Below are 17,272 nucleotides of genomic sequence, written 5' to 3' on the forward strand. Positions count from 1 at the left end.
TAATATGTCACATTTAATAGGTTACCGCCTCTATCTGACGATTGAATGTATAATGGATCAACTGTAATATCTGATTACGGTAACCACCCTTTGAAGTCTTGACAAAATGCAGAGGAGTCTGCACAGGAGTATAGTTTACCTGCGTCATCTGCCCTGTGAAATTCTTGCCATACTTATTGACACCCTGAATAAAGAACATCGCCTGATCATAACCCGTAATGGCAAATCGCGGCATTGCTATCTGCATAGGTTGATGGAACCAGGTATTGTATTTACTCTCCAAATCTATCGTCTTAGCAGAATTTGCATTATAATAGAATGTGGAAGGGATATAAGTATCATATTTATAGAAGCGGTCGAGATTGTACTTGGCATACATCAACCACTCGGTATAACCATAGAGGGAGATGTCAGCACCAGGATACTTGGCGGTAAACTCATCCAACTTATTCAAAACCTGAGTCAGTTGTGGCGAACGTCCCGTATTGAGTATCACTACATTTTGTTTGGAAGGAACAAACGCCTTGGCAAAATATTCCAATGAAGAGTTAACGTTGGTCACACTATAAGTAATCTTTCTCTTCTCCAGTTCCTTGCGGAGACCAAAAGTAAAGTTACCTTTACGTGAAGTACTGTCATTGCAATCCACAAAGATAGGATGTACATTCTTAAAACGGTTTAGGAAAGCCTTGATGCTTGCATCATTGAGCGATTCCGGAGACTGATAAACCTGGAAGATTTCCTTGCAGCGATCCACCTGGTCACCATTGATAGAAAAAGGAATCACCATCTTGATGCCATAGGTCTTGCAGAAATCAGCCAATGAAGCCACCTGCTTGGTATAAAGCGGACCAAAGATAAGATCACACTGATTGGCACCTTCCTGTACTAAAGTAGTACGAATATCCGCATCAATAGGCACATTCCAGGCATGAATATTCGTAGAGATACCTTGCTGCTTCAATTTTTCGCAAGCCATCAGAATGCCACGATAGAACTCCACCATACGCTTGCCGTCACCATCTACATCATGAAGAGGAAGCATCACCCCCACATTCACCGTATTGGCTTTCTTCTGAGGAGCCACCTGCTTCTGAGCCACATTGGTCTGAGCAGCACCAGCCGTAGTAGCAGTATTCTTCTCGAAAGGAATAAAGATAGTAGCACCTTTTTGGAGCATATATCCTTCCTTCTTCATTTCCGGGTTGGCTTCCATCAGTTCAGGCAGACTCAATCCATACTTATTGGCGATACCGAAAATCGTATCCTTTTTCTTTACCGTATAGATATCACGCCATTTAGTAGTCTGGCAGAACGCAGAGGCATTGAAAATAATCAATCCTATGCCCAACAAGATGTATCTCATTTTTTGTTTCATTTTTTTCGTTGATTTATGTTATTAATCCACAAAATTATGATTTCTTTTGCTTAATTTTATAATTTCATTTGCAAAAATACAAAAAAACTCTCATTCAACCATACTCTAATTCAGAAAATTGCGCTATCTTTGCAGAAATTTACATAAAGACATGAAAATAAAGACGAATTTCATATTATTATTGATGGTGTTTTTTGCCATGGCAACAACCAGTTTTGCAGACGATGCACCATCTATAGCCCCATCAGTCACCTATACAACCAGTGATGGTGAGACTTATGAGGACGCATCCTATTCAGGTTCCGCTCCTATCAAGGCAGCTTTCAAGGCAAACCCAACTGACATTTCTGGATGGACGCCCTACTATGAGTGGCATATCTATCACGACAGCGATACGGTACCATATATAATAAGGTATGAAGAAAATACAGATCTTGAATTTAATCAGTCAGGTCTGCACCGCATCATCCTCTATGCCAAATTCACGAAAGATGGACAGGTTATCGAACAGAACAATGAGGATTCTCCTCTCACTCTTACCATCTCTGAAAGTTTCTTGCAGATGCCTAATGCCTTCTCACCAAACGGCGATGGTATTAATGATATCTACAAGGCGAAAGACGGATACCAGAGTCTGACCGAATTTCATGCATATATCTTCAATCGCTGGGGACAGAAACTTTATGAGTGGAATGACCCTGCAGGCGGTTGGGATGGCACCTATAAGGGTAAGCCTGTGAAAGACGGTGTCTATTTCTGCCTGGTCAAGGCAAAAGGAGCCGATGGCAAGACCTACAACATCAAAAAGGATGTCAACCTGTTGAGGGGCTACATCGAATCCGGTTCTACGGCCACGGAATAAACCCGAGAGCAACAGGATTAGAAAGAAAGGAAATCATTCAAGTCGTATTTCCATAAAAAAGAAGTATTTCAAGAAGAGAAAAGCTTTTCAAGAAGCATTTCAATACAAAAATAGCATTTCAACAAGAATCAATTAACTTCAATGAATTCAGAAGAAGAAAAGATAAACGTGTGGGGAGCCAGAGTTCACAACCTGAAGAATGTGGACGTAGAGATTCCCCGCAACTCACTGACAGTAATTACAGGACTTTCCGGTTCCGGCAAGTCATCCTTAGCCTTCGACACCATTTTTGCCGAAGGCCAGCGACGCTATATCGAAACATTCTCTGCATACGCCCGCAATTTCCTGGGCGGCATGGAACGTCCTGATGTAGATAAGATTACAGGTCTCAGTCCTGTCATCAGTATCGAACAGAAGACTACCAACAAGAATCCCCGTTCCACCGTGGGCACAACCACAGAGATTTACGATTACCTGCGTCTGCTCTATGCACGTGCCGGTACTGCTTACAGCTATCATAGTGGCGAGGAGATGGTAAAATATACCGAGGAACAGGTCATCGACATGATTCTCAGCGATTACAAAGGTCATCGCATCTTCCTCCTTGCCCCACTCGTCCGCCAGCGCAAAGGACATTATCGCGAACTCTTCGAGAGTATGCGCCGCAAGGGATACCTATATGTGCGGGTTGATGGAAAATTTATAGAACTCGAAAGTGGAATGAAGGTGGACAGATACAAGAACCACAACATCGAGGTTCTCATCGACAAACTTGCAGTTCGCGATGACGACGAAGAGCGCATTCGCAAGAGTATCACCACAGCCATGAAACAAGGCGACGGCATGGTGATGGTCATTGATAAGGAGAAGGATGAATCCAAGATTTTCTCCAAGAGACTGATGGACCCTGTTACCGGAATGGCTTATCGGGATCCAGCTCCAAACATGTTTTCCTTCAACTCTCCCGAAGGAGCATGTCCACACTGCAAAGGTTTGGGAAAGGTAAACCAGATAGATCTCAAGAAGGTAATTCCAAACGAAGACCTCAGCATCTATGCTGGTGGAATAGCACCTTTAGGCAAATACAAAGATCAGAAGATTTTCTGGCAGATAGAATCATTGTTGGAGAAACATGATGCCACGCTCAAGACACCTATCAAGGACCTTGACGAAGACACCATGCAGGAAGTTTTATATGGTACACTTGAAAACGTAAAGATACCGAAGGAAAAGACAAAAACCTCTTCCGACTATATCTGTGCATACGATGGTGTTATCGACTATCTCCACAAAGTCATGGAGAATGATGACTCTACTGCAGGAAAGAAGTGGGCAGATCAGTTTATCTCCACCATAGATTGCCCAAAATGTCACGGTATGCGCCTGAAACAGGAGTCTCTCTCCTATCGCATCTGGGATAAGAACATCTCAGAAGTAGCATCCCTCGATATCGACGAATTGCTCGATTGGCTCGAACATGTTGAGGAGCATCTACCGAAGATGAAAGCCAAGGTGGCTCATGAAATCGTAAAGGAATTACGTTCCCGCGTAACCTTCCTCCTCGATGTCGGTTTGAATTATCTCTCTCTCAACCGTCAGTCTGCTTCCCTTTCCGGCGGTGAAAGCCAGCGCATCCGACTTGCCACGCAGATTGGCAGTCAGTTGGTCAATGTACTCTATATCCTCGACGAGCCAAGTATCGGATTGCATCAGCGTGATAACGAGCGCCTCATCAACAGTCTGAAAGAACTTCGCGACATCGGCAATACCGTCATCGTAGTAGAACATGATCGCGATATGATGCTTGCAGCCGACTGGATAGTAGATATCGGTCCGAAGGCAGGACGCAAGGGAGGCGAAGTTGTCTTTCAGGGCACACCAGCAGAAATGCTGAAGACCCAGACTATCACCGCGCAATATCTGAATGGCAAGACAGAAATCGAAGTTCCTGCGAAGAGACGTGAAGGCAATGGTAAGAGTATTATCATCCGAGGTGCAAAGGGCAATAACCTGAAGAATGTAGATATCGAGTTCCCACTCGGCAAACTCATTGTGGTAACAGGTGTCAGCGGATCGGGCAAATCAACACTCGTCAATGAGACGCTTCAACCGATACTCTCTCGCCATTTCTACCGTTCGCTCAAAAAGCCGATGCCATACGACAGTATCGAAGGCATAGACAACATAGATAAGGTGGTCAATGTTGATCAGAGCCCAATCGGTCGTACCCCTCGCAGTAACCCAGCTACCTATACAAACGTGTTCGCTGATATCCGCACACTCTTTGCCGGTTTGCCGGAAGCCAAGATACGCGGTTACAAATCTGGTCGTTTCTCTTTCAATGTTAGTGAAGGCCGCTGTCAGGCTTGTAAGGGAAATGGATATAAGACCATTGAGATGAACTTCCTGCCGAATGTATATGTACCATGCGAGGTTTGCCACGGCAAGCGATACAACCGTGAAACTTTAGAGGTAAGATATAAGGGAAAGAGTATTGCAGATGTGCTTGACATGACCATCAATCAGGCTGTAGAATTCTTCGAGAACGTACCGCAGGTTCTTCAGAAAGTCAAGGCTTTGCAAAGCGTCGGACTCGGATATATCAAGTTAGGACAAAGTTCCACTACTCTCTCTGGCGGTGAAAGTCAACGAGTAAAACTTGCCACAGAACTTTCCAAGCGTGATACCGGCAAAACCCTCTATATCTTAGACGAACCGACAACCGGACTCCACTTCGAAGACATCCGCATCCTGATGGATGTATTGGAGAAGTTGGTAGATAAAGGCAATACGGTACTGATCATCGAACACAACCTCGACGTCATCAAGTTAGCAGACTACATCATTGACATGGGACCAGAAGGCGGACGAGGAGGCGGTCAGTTGCTGTGTGCAGGAACCCCAGAGGAAGTAGCCAAGAGCAAGAAAGGATTCACTCCAAGATTCCTGGCAGAAGAACTCAAGAGAGAAAAGAAATAAGATTTTCAACACTATATTTTAACAAAAAAAAGATTGCTTTATGGATAAATTACCTATGAATGATGTGCCGATGCTGGTAAGCGCAATCAACTTCCTGCTTCGCGACCATGAGTTTGATACATTGGATGAGATTTGCTATCATTTCCATGTAAACCGTGCCGATCTGGAAGCTAAAATGGCAACCCAGGGTTTCGAATGGTCAGAAGAGCAGAAAAAGTTCTGGTAAAACAGCATCAATTAGCATTATTATGCAAGAAAAGCTCAGATAATTTATTTTATCTGAGTTTTTTTATGTACTTTTGCAGCCACAATAATTATCTCGGAAAGAGATCAGTTTAATAAACAAGAAAAACGAACAAGAATAAATAAAAAAATAAAATAAGACATGACTGCAAACTTAACAAAGCGACCCTTGTTTCGAGAGATTCAAGACTATGTATTCATCGCCATCGGCATGATTTCCTATGCCATCGGCTGGAATGTATTTCTCCTTCCTACCAACGTAACAGCCAGCGGCTTACCTGGTATCTCCTCTATTATCTATTGGGCCACAGGATGTCCAGTACAGATACCTTATTTTATAGTCAATTCCTGTCTTATCGTAGCAGCTTGGATCATTCTCGGCAAGAAGTTTTGCATGAAAACCATCTATGCCGTAATCGTAGTAACCCTTCTCACCTCCTATTTTTCACACCATACAGAAAATCTGCATCTTCTCCAGAGCCAACCGCTTTGGGCAGCATTCTTAGGAGCAGTATTTTGCGGATGCGGTATCGGACTCGGTTTTTCTGCGGGAGGTTCTACGGGAGGAACAGATATCGTAGCAGCCATCGTCAATAAGTATCGCGACATCTCTCTGGGCAGAGTCATCATGATATGTGATATTTTCATCATTTCCTCCAGCTACTTGGTAGTCCACGACTGGGAGAAAGTACTCTATGGATATGTAGTACTCTATGTCCAGGCTTTCTGTATCGACCAGGTGGTCAACAGTCGTCGCCGAAGCGTACAGTTCTTTATCATTTCCAAGAAATATCAGGAGATAGGCAAGCGTATCAATACAGATGCCGATCGTGGAGTAACTGTAGTAGATGCCTCCGGTTTCTATTCCGGTCAGCAAGTAAAGATGCTCTTCGTACTGGCCAAGCAGCGCCAGTCACAAACCATCTTCCGCCTCATCGAAGAGATAGACCCTCACGCCTTCGTAAGTCAGAGTGCCGTGATTGGCGTATATGGCGAAGGCTTCGACCAGATCAAGGGTAAGATCAAGAAGAAAAGCGAAGAAGGGATAGAAGAAGAAATAGAAGGGAAATAATTTCCAAGCAAAACATTTGGATGTTACAACAGAAAATCGTATCTTTGCAAAGGTTTCCTCAAGAAAATAACGAGGAGTTGTAAAAACAGAAGAAATCATGGAAGCAATCAAGAGATTACCAGTAGGAATATCTGACTTCAAGACATTACAGAGAAGTCATAAATATTTTGTTGACAAAACAAAGTACTTGCCATTATTGGAGGAGATTTCAAATTTTCTCTTTTTAATACGACCACGTCGTTTTGGCAAAAGTTTGTTTTTGTCAATGGTAGCCGATTACTTCGATTGCGCCAACAAGGATATAGAGTCAGAATATAAAGGCACTTGGATAGAAAGCCATCCTTTAGAATCCAAAGGAAAATTCCAGATTTTGCAATTTGACTTTTCCCAAGTATTGGACAAAATCGAAAATCTTGAGGACGACTTCAATACATATTGTTGCAGTTGCTTGAATCAATTTATTCAAAAATACCAGGACTATTATACCCCAGACACGGTAGAATGGGCTTTAGCAGCCACCACTTCCAAGGATAAGATCAACATTCTTGCCAAGGAAGCCAAGGAACGTGGCTATCATCTCTACCTTATCATTGACGAATACGACAACTTTACCAATACGGTACTCAATGAGTTGGGCAAGGATACCTACCACAATATGACACATAGTAGCGGTTTTTATCGCAGTGCATTCAAGATATTCAAGCCAAACTTCGAGCGTATCCTCTTTATGGGTGTCAGTCCAATCACTCTCAACGATTTGACCAGCGGCTTCAACATTGCCACCAACATCAGCCTACACCCATGGTTTAACATGATGTTAGGCTTTAGCGAAGAAGAAGTACACCAGATGATATCCTACTACATATCCGTAGGACTCATCAAGACGAGCGATTCTGCAAATGAAAACATTGATGAAGAAGAAAGGGTCAACAAGATAATAGCAGAGATGAAACCATGGTACGATAACTACTGCTTTTCAGAAGACAGATATAATATCGATCCGAGCATGTATAATAGCAACATGGTGCTCTATTATCTCAACAACCTCATCACTACAGGCAAAGCCCCCAAGGAGATGGCAGATCCAAGTTGCCGAACAGACTATGCAAAGTTAAAGAACCTTGTTCGTCTGGACCGTTTGGACGGTGACCGCAAGGGAGTCTTGATGAAGATAGCCGAAAAAGGCTACATTGATGCCCCAATAGCAGACTCATTTGCAGCAGAAGAAGTAATGAATCCTGATCGTTTCGTCAGCCTGTTATATTATTATGGCATGTTGACGATAGGTGGCACCGATCTTGATGCCCTTCATCTCGTGATTCCTAACAATACCATCCGTAAGTTGTATTACGACTTTCTGGTAGAACAATACCAGTCACTACACGGTTTGGATCTCAATGACTTATCTGCTATGTATCGTAAAGCGGCACAAGAAGGAGAATGGCAACCTTTATTTAAATATCTTTCCAGTTCATATTGGAAAGACAGTAGCATCAGAGATAGCATTCAAGGAGAGCGTAACATACAAGGTTATTTCAATGCCTACCTTCACCTATCAAAGCTCTTCATAGCGCATCCTGAGATAGAGGCAAATCATGGCTATTGCGACTTCTTTCTTTTAGCAGACACCAAGAAATACCCAACATTGCGTCATAGCTACATTATAGAGTTGAAGTATCTTAATTCTAAAGCAACAGTTGAAGAAGTAAAGATAATCAAGGAACAAGCCCTGAAGCAATTGAAAAAATACATTACAGACTCGAATATACAAAGTCTATCTGTAGGAACACAACTACACGGAATATATCTAATATTCCAACAAGGTAAGACGACAGAGATTGGAGAGATATAAACTTTTGCATTATTATACATGTTACCCAAGCCCAAATCGGGCGAAAAGTGCCATAATTTCGTTCACGACGAACATTTAACACTTCACAAGTTGGGTAACTCAGAAAAAATGCTTAATTTTGCATTTAGGAAGCATGTCATAAGATAGCAACTGTTGCTAAAATGGCGAAGTAAGAATCAATTTAACACCTCAAGGAAGGAGTCATTCTAATGAAATATCCAATAGGAATACAAGATTTCGAAAAACTACGTACAAATGGATATTCGTATGTAGACAAGAGCCGATTCGTGTACAAGTTGGCGACAGAGGGAGAATACTATTTTCTCAGTCGCCCACGCCGATTCGGAAAGAGCCTCTTTCTGTCTACTTTGGAAGCATACTTCCAGGGTAAGAAAGAACTCTTCAAGGGCTTAGCCATATATGACTTGGAGACCGAATGGAAGAAATATCCAATCTTCCATATCGATCTCAACACAGCCAACTTTCGAGAAAAGGACAGCCTATATAATGTACTTAACGATTACCTTACAGGTTGGGAGGACAAATATGGAGCCCGTGAGTCAGAAGCCACACTTGCCCTTCGTTTCAAGGGTGTGATAGCAAGAGCTGCGGAGAAAGAAGGATGTGGTGTCGTTATTCTTATAGATGAATACGACAAGCCTATACTTCAGACCCTGCGCGACCCTGAGTTACAGGCAGAACACCGTGCACAGCTGAAAGCATTCTATTCGGTTTTGAAAACCCAAGACCGATATATCAAGTTTGCATTCCTCACCGGTGTAACCAAGTTTGGCAAGGTTAGCGTGTTCAGCGACCTCAACAACCTGACGGATATCTCGATGGACCATCGTTATATCAGCATCTGCGGAATGACAGAGAAGGAACTGCTTACGAATTTCAAGGAAGGTATCAGCGAATTAGCCGAAGCCAATGGCGATACAGAAGAAGCCACAATAGCAAAACTGAAAGCAAGATACGACGGATATCATTTCGAGGAAAATACAGTAGGTCTCTATAACCCATTCAGCGTACTGAACACTTTGTCAAGACTTCGCTATAAAGACTACTGGTTTGAGACTGGCACACCCACATTTCTAGTTGACTTGCTGAAAATGCACAACTATCGTTTGTCAGACATGACAAAGGAAAGGGTATCAGACGATGTAATCAACAGCGTGGATTCACTGTCAACCAATCCGATACCTGTGATATACCAGAGTGGTTATCTCACTATCAAAGGCTATGACGAAAGGTTTAAGAAATACCTGCTAGGTTTCCCTAACAGAGAAGTGGAAGAAGGTTTCCTTAACTTCCTGCTGCCACTATACTGTTCTGCGGGTGATCGTTCCGCCTTTATGGTCGATGAGTTCGTCAAGGATGTGGAAGCAGGAAAAGCAGAACAATTCATTAATCGTCTCACAACTTTCTTTGCCTCCAACAGCTATCAGGTAGCAGGCAATGCGGAGCTATACTTTCAGAATGCCCTATATCTGGTTTTTAAGATTATGGGATTCTACACGCAAGTAGAATTGCCAACGAGTGATGGCAGAATGGACGTTATTATCCAAACTTCCGACTACATCTACATCATCGAATGTAAATTGGACGGAAGTGCAGAAGAAGCCCTGCAACAGATAGAGTCCAAAAACTATGCAGCTCCTTTCGCTATGGATAAGCGAACAATTATCAAGCTCGGCATCAACTTCTCCAGCAAGACAAGAGGAGTAGAGAGTTGGAAGGTGGGATAATTCAAGCATTGTTTTATTTTAGACTATTGCGAAATAAAAGACGACAGAGATTGGAGAGATATAAACATTAGCAAAACGAGCGGAAGAAATTAAAATCTTCCGCTCGTTTTTATTGGACTAATCCAGAACCTGCCACTCTTTCAGTCCTCTGCTTTCTTTAGAAAATTCAAGAGCTAAACAGATTATTTTCTTTTCACTTGCCGCATAAATATCAGCATAATGACGAGACTTCATCTGACTAATAGCCGCATTAATCCCGCCATTATCGTCCATTTTCAACTCCATGACATAAACATAAGAATCATTCTGAGCTATCAAATCAATTCGACCTGAAGCCATTTCAATTTCCTCCTTAGCCTCAAATCCGCACAAGTAAAATATATTTTTCAAAATAAAACGGAAATGCTCCTCAAACACAAATTGCTCTTTCTTTTGAATACTATAAGGAGTACCTGCTACCAACCCTTTGAGACAAAGCATAGCATCATCTATATTCCCCATAGACAAGTTCATTTTCAACTTTTGAACCAGAGTAGTCACTTCAGAAGAAGGCTTGTCTGTCATCATAGGCAAAACCATTTCATACATAGCCTTCTTCACTTCCCTATTTGGATAACCTAACAAGTAACAATCACCTTTCACACCCTTAATGGTAAGATAACCTGACTGATAGAGAAAGAGTTTCGGCTCGTCCATATTGACATCACTCATCTCCAAATAATCAGTATCTATGAGACTACCATCAAGTGAAGGTATATCATCCACATACTTTTTTAAAAGTTTATTAAGCATTTCATTAGAACCAGTAGCTATCCAATAAGAATTCAACTGAGAACGACTCAATGCGTTTAACACACTAAATGGGTTATAGACATTTTGCAAATTACGTGAAAAATGATAACCATCATAAGTAGCTTTAAGTTCAGAAAGCACTTGTGGCACATCTAAGGCATAGCGCAAAGCTAACCTTTCAATCTCCTCAGAATAGTATTGAGCCAATTCCTCATGGGTCAATCCACAAATAGCAGCATATTGCTCGTCAAAGCTTATATTAGTCAAAGTATTGAGCATACTAAACAGACTAATCTGTGTAAACTTCGTGATGCCAGTGATAAACACACATTTAATACAATAACCATAATCCTTTAGTCCCGTAAAGAAATTACGATAGATTTCCCTACATTCATCATGCTGATTCGTCTCATAGGTATGCTGCAAAGGCACATCATACTCATCTACAATGACGGCAATCTTTACTCCAGACTGCTCATAAGCCCTCTGAATGATACCATTTAGACGATTGCCCAAAGACCGTTCATTAGGATTCTTCCCATAAAACTTTTCGTATGTAGAGAGCACATAATGCAAATATTCCTTAAGTTCCTGAGCAGAAGAGCCACCCAAACTCATACTTAGATAGATGACCGGACGTTTGACCCAGTCTTCCTCCATCTGCATGATTTTCAATCCTTCAAAGAGTTCTTTCCTTCCTTCAAAATAACACTTGAGGGTAGAGCACAACAGGGACTTACCAAAACGACGAGGACGACTTAGGAAATTGTACTTAACGCCGTTAGCCAACTGCCATACAATATCCGTCTTATCCACATAGAGATAATCACCCCTACGCATTTCTTCAAAGTCCTGTATGCCCAAAGGCATTTTTCTTTTTTGTTTCATCATTTTGAATCTTTATTTTATCCCTAATCTATCTACTGTCAACATCAGTAGAAAATCGCCACTAAAGACAAACATATACAATAGTGTCAATATTCCTAAGGAAATTAAATATAGCTCATAATATATTTTGCAAATATACATATAAAAAAGAAAATCACCAAATATTTTCAAAAGATATTTTTCAAAATATCAGCACTCAAAAAGAGAAAAAAGGAAAAAATCTTATTGCAACAGTTGCTATGCGATGTATTCATTGTTATCCAAGAGGATGTCCAAATGTAAATGAGACCATCACTTCATCTTATTTTTCTTCCATTCATTGCATTTTTCCACTAAAAGAGGGATAAAATGAAAAATATCTTTGCTCAAACAAAATAAATTTAGTAATTTTGCATTATATATAAAATAAGCAAACAAAAATAACATGGAATATAAAGAAGAAAAAACAAAGCAAATAGATGTAGTTGCTATTGCCAAAACAATGTGGCAACATAAAAAGGCATACATAATTGCACTACCAGTAGTCGCAGTTGTATCCTATTTACTCATAGTTTGTGTACCAAGAACATATACATCTACTGTAAAATTAGCACCTGAACTTTCCAGTTTTAATTCAAGTTCTTTGAGCGATATTGCATCCTCCTTTGGATTTGATATGGGAACATCTAAGGGTGGTGGTGATGCTCTTTTTCCTGAATTGTATCCTGATCTGATTCAATCTAATGATTTTATAACCAGTCTTTTTGATGTGAAAGTAAAATCTAAAGATGGTAAGATAAATACAACATACTACAATTATTTATCAACGATGCAAAAAGCACCATGGTGGACACAAGCCATTGGAGCCATCAAAAACATATTTGCAAGCAAAGAGGCTTCAGGCATTAGTCAGCAAAAAGTTAATCCTTTTATGTTGACTAAAAAACAAGATGAAGTAGCAAAAAGCATGGGTGCTCTGATAAAATGTAGCGTTGACAAGAAAGACTATGTCATCTCAATATCTGTCGATGACCAAGATCCTTTGATCTGCGCAACAATAGCTGACACAGTAAGAGCAAGACTCCAGCAGTTTATTACAGACTATCGTACAAGTAAAGCTCGTACAGACCTGGAATATTATCAGAAGATGTGCAAAGATGCTAAAGAGAAATATGAAAAGGTACGTCGTACTTATGGAAGTTATTCCGACGCTAACCAGGACGTTGTCTTAGAGTCATTTAAACTGAAAGAAAATGACTTAGAGAACGAAATGCAGTTATTATATAATAATTATACTGCATTGACAACACAAGTTCAACAAGCACAAGCAAAATTATTAATGCAAACTCCGGCATTTACAACATTACAAAATGCCTCAGTTCCTTTGAAGCCAACAGGACCAAAAAGAATGATTTTTGCATTAACCTGCACACTGCTGACATTTGTCATTATGACATTATATTTCATTAGAAACGTCATCTTTACAAAAGAATAAAAAAATGGGATATATTACGGTTGTATTATTTACTGTAACAACATTTTTAGCACTCATAGAGAGATACATAAGGAAATACAAATTACTTTTGTATTTCCTTATATCGTTTGCTTTGATTCTAATAGCAGGATTAAGACCCGTAGGAATAGATCCGGACTCAAGCAACTACGAATATACATATATCCATTATGACACACCAAATGCATTAGAGGGAGTTGAATACTCATACCTTTTCCTATCAATGATTTTCAACAAAATAACAAGTGATGTGCATATTTTATTTCTATTTTATGCATTACTTGGTGTAGGCATTAAATTCTTTGCATTTAGAAAATTATCAAATACATATTTTTTACCTGTAATAGTATATATCGGATATTATTTTATTATGCATGAATGCATGCAGATAAGAACAGGTATATTATCCGCCGTATTCTTATTGTATATAAAAGCAATCGGAGATAAGGAAAAAAAGAAAGCAATATTTCTTTTGCTAATAGGTTTATTGTTTCATTATTCTGCATTACTTCTATTACCATTTCTATTTTTTTCAAACGAACCTTTAAACAAAAAAGGACGCCTGTATTGGGGAGCAGCAATACTAATTGCATATATAATTGCGATTTTAGGTTTTGCGGTATTATTCAACAATAATTTAAATATTCCTTATATAGGCAATAAGTTGGCATTATATCAAAAAGCCCAGGAAAAAGGAATGGCTGATACAAGCATCAATATATTTAGTCCATTAAACTTATTTTCACTATTGCTATATTACTATATGATGTATTTCTATGATACACTAAGAAAGGAAAATGTATATTTTACCATCATGATGAAAGTACTCACTTTTGGAATCGTCTTCCATGTCTTATTTTCATTTTTCCCAGTATTAGCGGTTCGAGGATATATGTTATATAGTACTGTTACCATAATATTATATAGTAACATCGTATCGACGATAAAACCCAAATGGGCAGGTATTATACTTGTTGCGTTAATCGCATTTATTTTCTTAAATTATGCCATACCTAACATTGGCACAAATCTCTTTTGGAAAGATTCATAAATTATAAAAAATGAGTTCATCTACAAATATAAATAAGTCACAACGAATTGCAATGAATACAATCATACTATTCGTTAGAATGTTCGTTCTGACAATAATCAACCTCTATACTGTCAGACTGGTTCTTAAAGGATTAGGAGTCATTGATTACGGAATTTTCAACGCTGTTGCCGGTGTTGTTACAACATCTGCATTTCTTATCAGCATTTTAGAATTAGCAATTCAGAGATTTTACTCTATTTCGTTGGGGAAAAACGATCAGGAAAGTCTGAATCAAATTTTTTCCATCAGTCTAAAAATTACGATTTTCATTTCTATAGTTATATTTATAGCTTTTGAAAGTGCAGGTTTATGGTTCATAAGCCATAAATTAAACATTCCTTTTGAAAGATTGGATGCAGCATATTATTGTTTTCATTTCGGTTTAGCAGCATTTATACTCACACTGTTGCAAATACCATTCTCTTCAGCCGTCTTTTCACATGAAGACATGAACATTTATGCTTTATTCTCATCAATCGACTATACTCTTAAATTCTTTATTGCTCTTTTAATAGGAAAAATGGCAATGGATAATCTCTCGTTCTATAGCTTAGGACTTCTTATAGTAGCAACCATCACATTCATAAACTATTGTTTATACAGCCATTATAAATATGCCGAATGCAAGTACAAAAAAGTAAAGAATCCCGAATTAACAAAAAAAATACTTTTCTTTTCAGGATGGACAATGTTAGGATCTTTTTCAAAGGTTTGCATGGTTCAAGGAAGTACTATACTTCTGAATATCTTTTTTGGTCCTATTTCCAATGCGGCATTTGCAATCTCTATGCAAATAAGCAACGCATTCAATGCACTTTGCAATAGTATGGTCTTAGCAGTTCGCCCTGCAATGATTAAAGCTTATTCAAATCAGTCCAATGACTATCTATATAAAACATTTAATCTCAGCAATAAATTCATAATATACGTATTACTTGCTGTCGCATTTCCAATGATAGCAAACATGGAACTTATTATTAAAATTTGGCTCCATGAAACTACACCGGAAACGGTTTTATTTGCGCAATTAACAATTATCCAAATTGTTATCCTTGCAATGAATAATCCTATCACTATAATAATTCAGGCTACAGGTAAAATTAAGGAATACTCCATTAACGTAGAGGGTATATCTCTACTATGTTTGCCGATTTCATATTTGGCATTCTATGCCGGACTTTCATCTGCATGGATTTACTACTCCATGATTGCAGTTTGCGGATTAGCACATATTGAAAGATTAAGATGTTTAAAAAAGACATACTCTATTTTTCAATACAAAGATTATATTAAAGAATTGTGTATTCCTGCATCAGTTATTATTGTTAGCGGAATAATTATTGAATATTTAATAGAAAATATACCAGTTAACGCAACAATCCAAGCTTTAATCAGCATCATCTGTTTGCCACTGTTCATGATTAGCATATCCTGCATCATAGGACTAAATAATAAAGAAAAAAATATCATAAAGGAGATTGTAAAAGCAAAATTCAAAACAAAGAAGTAGAAATACTCCTTTTTAAAAAGAACCATTTATAGTAAATGTGACATTCATATTGAAAAAAGTTTGGAATAAAAACAATGTTTGTATACTTTCTTCCGTTAATATAGGTAAAGGAGCTATCATTGGCGCAAATAGTGTCGTAACACATGACGTTCCACCATATTGCGTTGCGGCAGGCAATCCTGCCAGAATTATAAAAAAATTAATATAACAACATGAAAGCAAGAGTTATTGCATATTATTTACCTCAATTTCACCCAATTCCAGAAAATGATAATGTATGGGGACCGGGGTTTACTGAATGGACTAATGTTGCCAAAGCCCGTCCTGTATTTCATAACCATTATCAACCAAAGATTCCTGCAGACTTGGGATTCTATGATTTACGATTAGAAGAGACACGCATACAACAAGCGCAATTAGCAAAAGAAGCAGGAATTGAAGGCTTTTGTTATTGGCATTATTGGATGGGAAATGGCAAACAACTTTTACAACGTCCTTTCGAAGAGGTACTAAGTTCAGGAAAACCTGATTTTCCTTTTTGCCTTGCATGGGCTAATCATGATTGGAAAACCAACACGTGGAAAAACAAGGGTGGAAACAAAATGATTTGTGAGCAACTTTATCCTGGTGATGAAGACTACATCAATCATTTCAACCATCTCTTGCCAGCATTTAAAGATCACAGATATATAACAATAGATGGTAAACCACTATTTTTAATTTTTGACCCTTACCACTTTGCAGAAGTAACTCATTTCATTGAGCTTTGGAGAAAACTTGCAAAAGATAATGGGCTAAAAGGTATATATTTTGTTGCAATGTGTGCTTCCACTACAACTATAAAAAGAAATGCGGATGGAAGTATAACACGAGTATTGCCAAATTTGCAAAGTAGTGCCGATGTCTATAACAGCTTCTTAGATTTAGGATTCGATGGTATCAACCCAATTGGAAAGAACCGTGCAGAAATGCTTTATCAAGGTAAATACAAGAGAATAATTAGAAAAGCTATTCAGGAAAGATTTCCTTTCTTGCCAGCTTTAAAATACGACTATCCAAAAGTCGTGAAAAAATTCTTCTCTCCAGAAGACAATTGGGAAAACGTATTTCCAACCATTATCTCTAACTGGGATCGAACTCCAAGAGTTGGTAAGAATGAGGGCATTTACGTTAACTCCACACCTCAAAATTTTGAGAATCACATAAAAGATGCTCTAAAGATTATAGAAGATAAACAAAATGAACATAAAATCATATTCTTAAGATCTTGGAACGAATGGGGTGAAGGAAATTACGTTGAACCAGATATTAAATATGGTCATGGTTATTTAGACGCAATTAAAAATACAATTATTGATTAAAT

12 protein-coding genes are annotated in these 17,272 nt (G+C 38.9%); 10 read left to right on the top strand and 2 right to left on the bottom strand.

Features of this window, described 5'->3' with window-relative positions; genetic code table 11:
* Positions 1-13: 13 nt before the first annotated feature.
* Positions 14-1,378 (bottom strand): LysM domain-containing protein, encoded by a 1,365-nt coding sequence (locus DW917_RS01055; RefSeq protein WP_118115650.1) that lies wholly within the window; start codon positions 1,376-1,378, stop codon positions 14-16.
* 151 nt (positions 1,379-1,529) lie between these two features.
* On the opposite strand from DW917_RS01055, the gene DW917_RS01060 reads away from it, so the two are divergent.
* The 6 genes from DW917_RS01060 to DW917_RS01085 all read left to right on the top strand — a co-directional run bounded on the left by DW917_RS01060 (position 1,530) and on the right by DW917_RS01085 (position 10,134).
* Positions 1,530-2,240 (top strand): gliding motility-associated C-terminal domain-containing protein, encoded by a 711-nt coding sequence (locus tag DW917_RS01060; protein ID WP_118115652.1) that lies wholly within the window; start codon positions 1,530-1,532, stop codon positions 2,238-2,240.
* Positions 2,241-2,381: 141 nt separating this feature from the next.
* Positions 2,382-5,219 (top strand): excinuclease ABC subunit UvrA, encoded by a 2,838-nt coding sequence (gene uvrA / locus DW917_RS01065; protein WP_118115654.1) that lies wholly within the window; start codon positions 2,382-2,384, stop codon positions 5,217-5,219.
* A 40-nt stretch (positions 5,220-5,259) separates the two neighbouring features.
* Positions 5,260-5,445, top strand: coding sequence for a DUF4250 domain-containing protein (locus DW917_RS01070; RefSeq protein ID WP_022111696.1), 186 nt, complete (start codon positions 5,260-5,262; stop codon positions 5,443-5,445).
* A 159-nt stretch (positions 5,446-5,604) separates the two neighbouring features.
* Positions 5,605-6,534: a YitT family protein gene (locus tag DW917_RS01075; RefSeq protein WP_118115657.1), complete on the top strand. Its 930-nt coding sequence runs from the start codon at positions 5,605-5,607 to the stop codon at positions 6,532-6,534.
* Between the two features lie 97 nt (positions 6,535-6,631).
* A complete protein-coding gene (locus DW917_RS01080) occupies positions 6,632-8,386 on the top strand; it encodes an AAA family ATPase (protein ID WP_118115659.1) in 1,755 nt (584 codons plus the stop codon).
* Between the two features lie 209 nt (positions 8,387-8,595).
* Entirely contained in the window at positions 8,596-10,134 is a 1,539-nt protein-coding gene (locus DW917_RS01085) for an ATP-binding protein (RefSeq protein ID WP_118115661.1), read from the top strand.
* 117 nt (positions 10,135-10,251) lie between these two features.
* On the opposite strand, the gene DW917_RS01090 is transcribed toward DW917_RS01085, so the two are convergent.
* Positions 10,252-11,817, bottom strand: a complete 1,566-nt coding sequence (locus DW917_RS01090; protein ID WP_118115663.1) for an ATP-binding protein — start codon at positions 11,815-11,817, stop codon at positions 10,252-10,254.
* 421 nt (positions 11,818-12,238) lie between these two features.
* On the opposite strand from DW917_RS01090, the gene DW917_RS01095 reads away from it, so the two are divergent.
* The 4 genes from DW917_RS01095 to DW917_RS01115 all read left to right on the top strand — a co-directional run bounded on the left by DW917_RS01095 (position 12,239) and on the right by DW917_RS01115 (position 17,270).
* A complete protein-coding gene (locus DW917_RS01095; RefSeq protein ID WP_118115665.1) occupies positions 12,239-13,288 on the top strand; it encodes a chain-length determining protein in 1,050 nt (349 codons plus the stop codon).
* A gap of 4 nt (positions 13,289-13,292) precedes the next feature.
* The gene (locus tag DW917_RS01100; protein ID WP_118115667.1) at positions 13,293-14,357 is read left to right on the top strand and encodes an EpsG family protein; all 1,065 of its coding nucleotides are present in this window, start codon (positions 13,293-13,295) and stop codon (positions 14,355-14,357) included.
* Between the two features lie 10 nt (positions 14,358-14,367).
* A complete protein-coding gene (locus DW917_RS01105) occupies positions 14,368-15,909 on the top strand; it encodes a polysaccharide biosynthesis protein (RefSeq protein ID WP_199545455.1) in 1,542 nt (513 codons plus the stop codon).
* A 212-nt stretch (positions 15,910-16,121) separates the two neighbouring features.
* Positions 16,122-17,270, top strand: coding sequence for a glycoside hydrolase family 99-like domain-containing protein (locus DW917_RS01115; RefSeq protein WP_118115671.1), 1,149 nt, complete (start codon positions 16,122-16,124; stop codon positions 17,268-17,270).
* The last annotated feature ends 2 nt before the right edge of the window (positions 17,271-17,272 follow it).

It is taken from the genome of Prevotella sp. AM42-24, assembly GCF_003461825.1.
Taxonomy (GTDB): domain Bacteria; phylum Bacteroidota; class Bacteroidia; order Bacteroidales; family Bacteroidaceae; genus Prevotella; species Prevotella hominis.

Excerpts from the sequence above, each read along its gene's own strand:
- DW917_RS01055 (WP_118115650.1), bottom strand. The coding sequence starts at position 1,378 with ATGAAACAAAAAATGAGATACATCTTGTTGGGCATAGGATTGATTATT.
- DW917_RS01060 (WP_118115652.1), top strand. The coding sequence starts at position 1,530 with ATGAAAATAAAGACGAATTTCATATTATTATTGATGGTGTTTTTTGCC.
- uvrA (WP_118115654.1), top strand. The coding sequence starts at position 2,382 with ATGAATTCAGAAGAAGAAAAGATAAACGTGTGGGGAGCCAGAGTTCAC.
- DW917_RS01070 (WP_022111696.1), top strand. The coding sequence starts at position 5,260 with ATGGATAAATTACCTATGAATGATGTGCCGATGCTGGTAAGCGCAATC.
- DW917_RS01075 (WP_118115657.1), top strand. The coding sequence starts at position 5,605 with ATGACTGCAAACTTAACAAAGCGACCCTTGTTTCGAGAGATTCAAGAC.
- DW917_RS01080 (WP_118115659.1), top strand. The coding sequence starts at position 6,632 with ATGGAAGCAATCAAGAGATTACCAGTAGGAATATCTGACTTCAAGACA.
- DW917_RS01085 (WP_118115661.1), top strand. The coding sequence starts at position 8,596 with ATGAAATATCCAATAGGAATACAAGATTTCGAAAAACTACGTACAAAT.
- DW917_RS01090 (WP_118115663.1), bottom strand. The coding sequence starts at position 11,817 with ATGATGAAACAAAAAAGAAAAATGCCTTTGGGCATACAGGACTTTGAA.
- DW917_RS01095 (WP_118115665.1), top strand. The coding sequence starts at position 12,239 with ATGGAATATAAAGAAGAAAAAACAAAGCAAATAGATGTAGTTGCTATT.
- DW917_RS01100 (WP_118115667.1), top strand. The coding sequence starts at position 13,293 with ATGGGATATATTACGGTTGTATTATTTACTGTAACAACATTTTTAGCA.
- DW917_RS01105 (WP_199545455.1), top strand. The coding sequence starts at position 14,368 with ATGAGTTCATCTACAAATATAAATAAGTCACAACGAATTGCAATGAAT.
- DW917_RS01115 (WP_118115671.1), top strand. The coding sequence starts at position 16,122 with ATGAAAGCAAGAGTTATTGCATATTATTTACCTCAATTTCACCCAATT.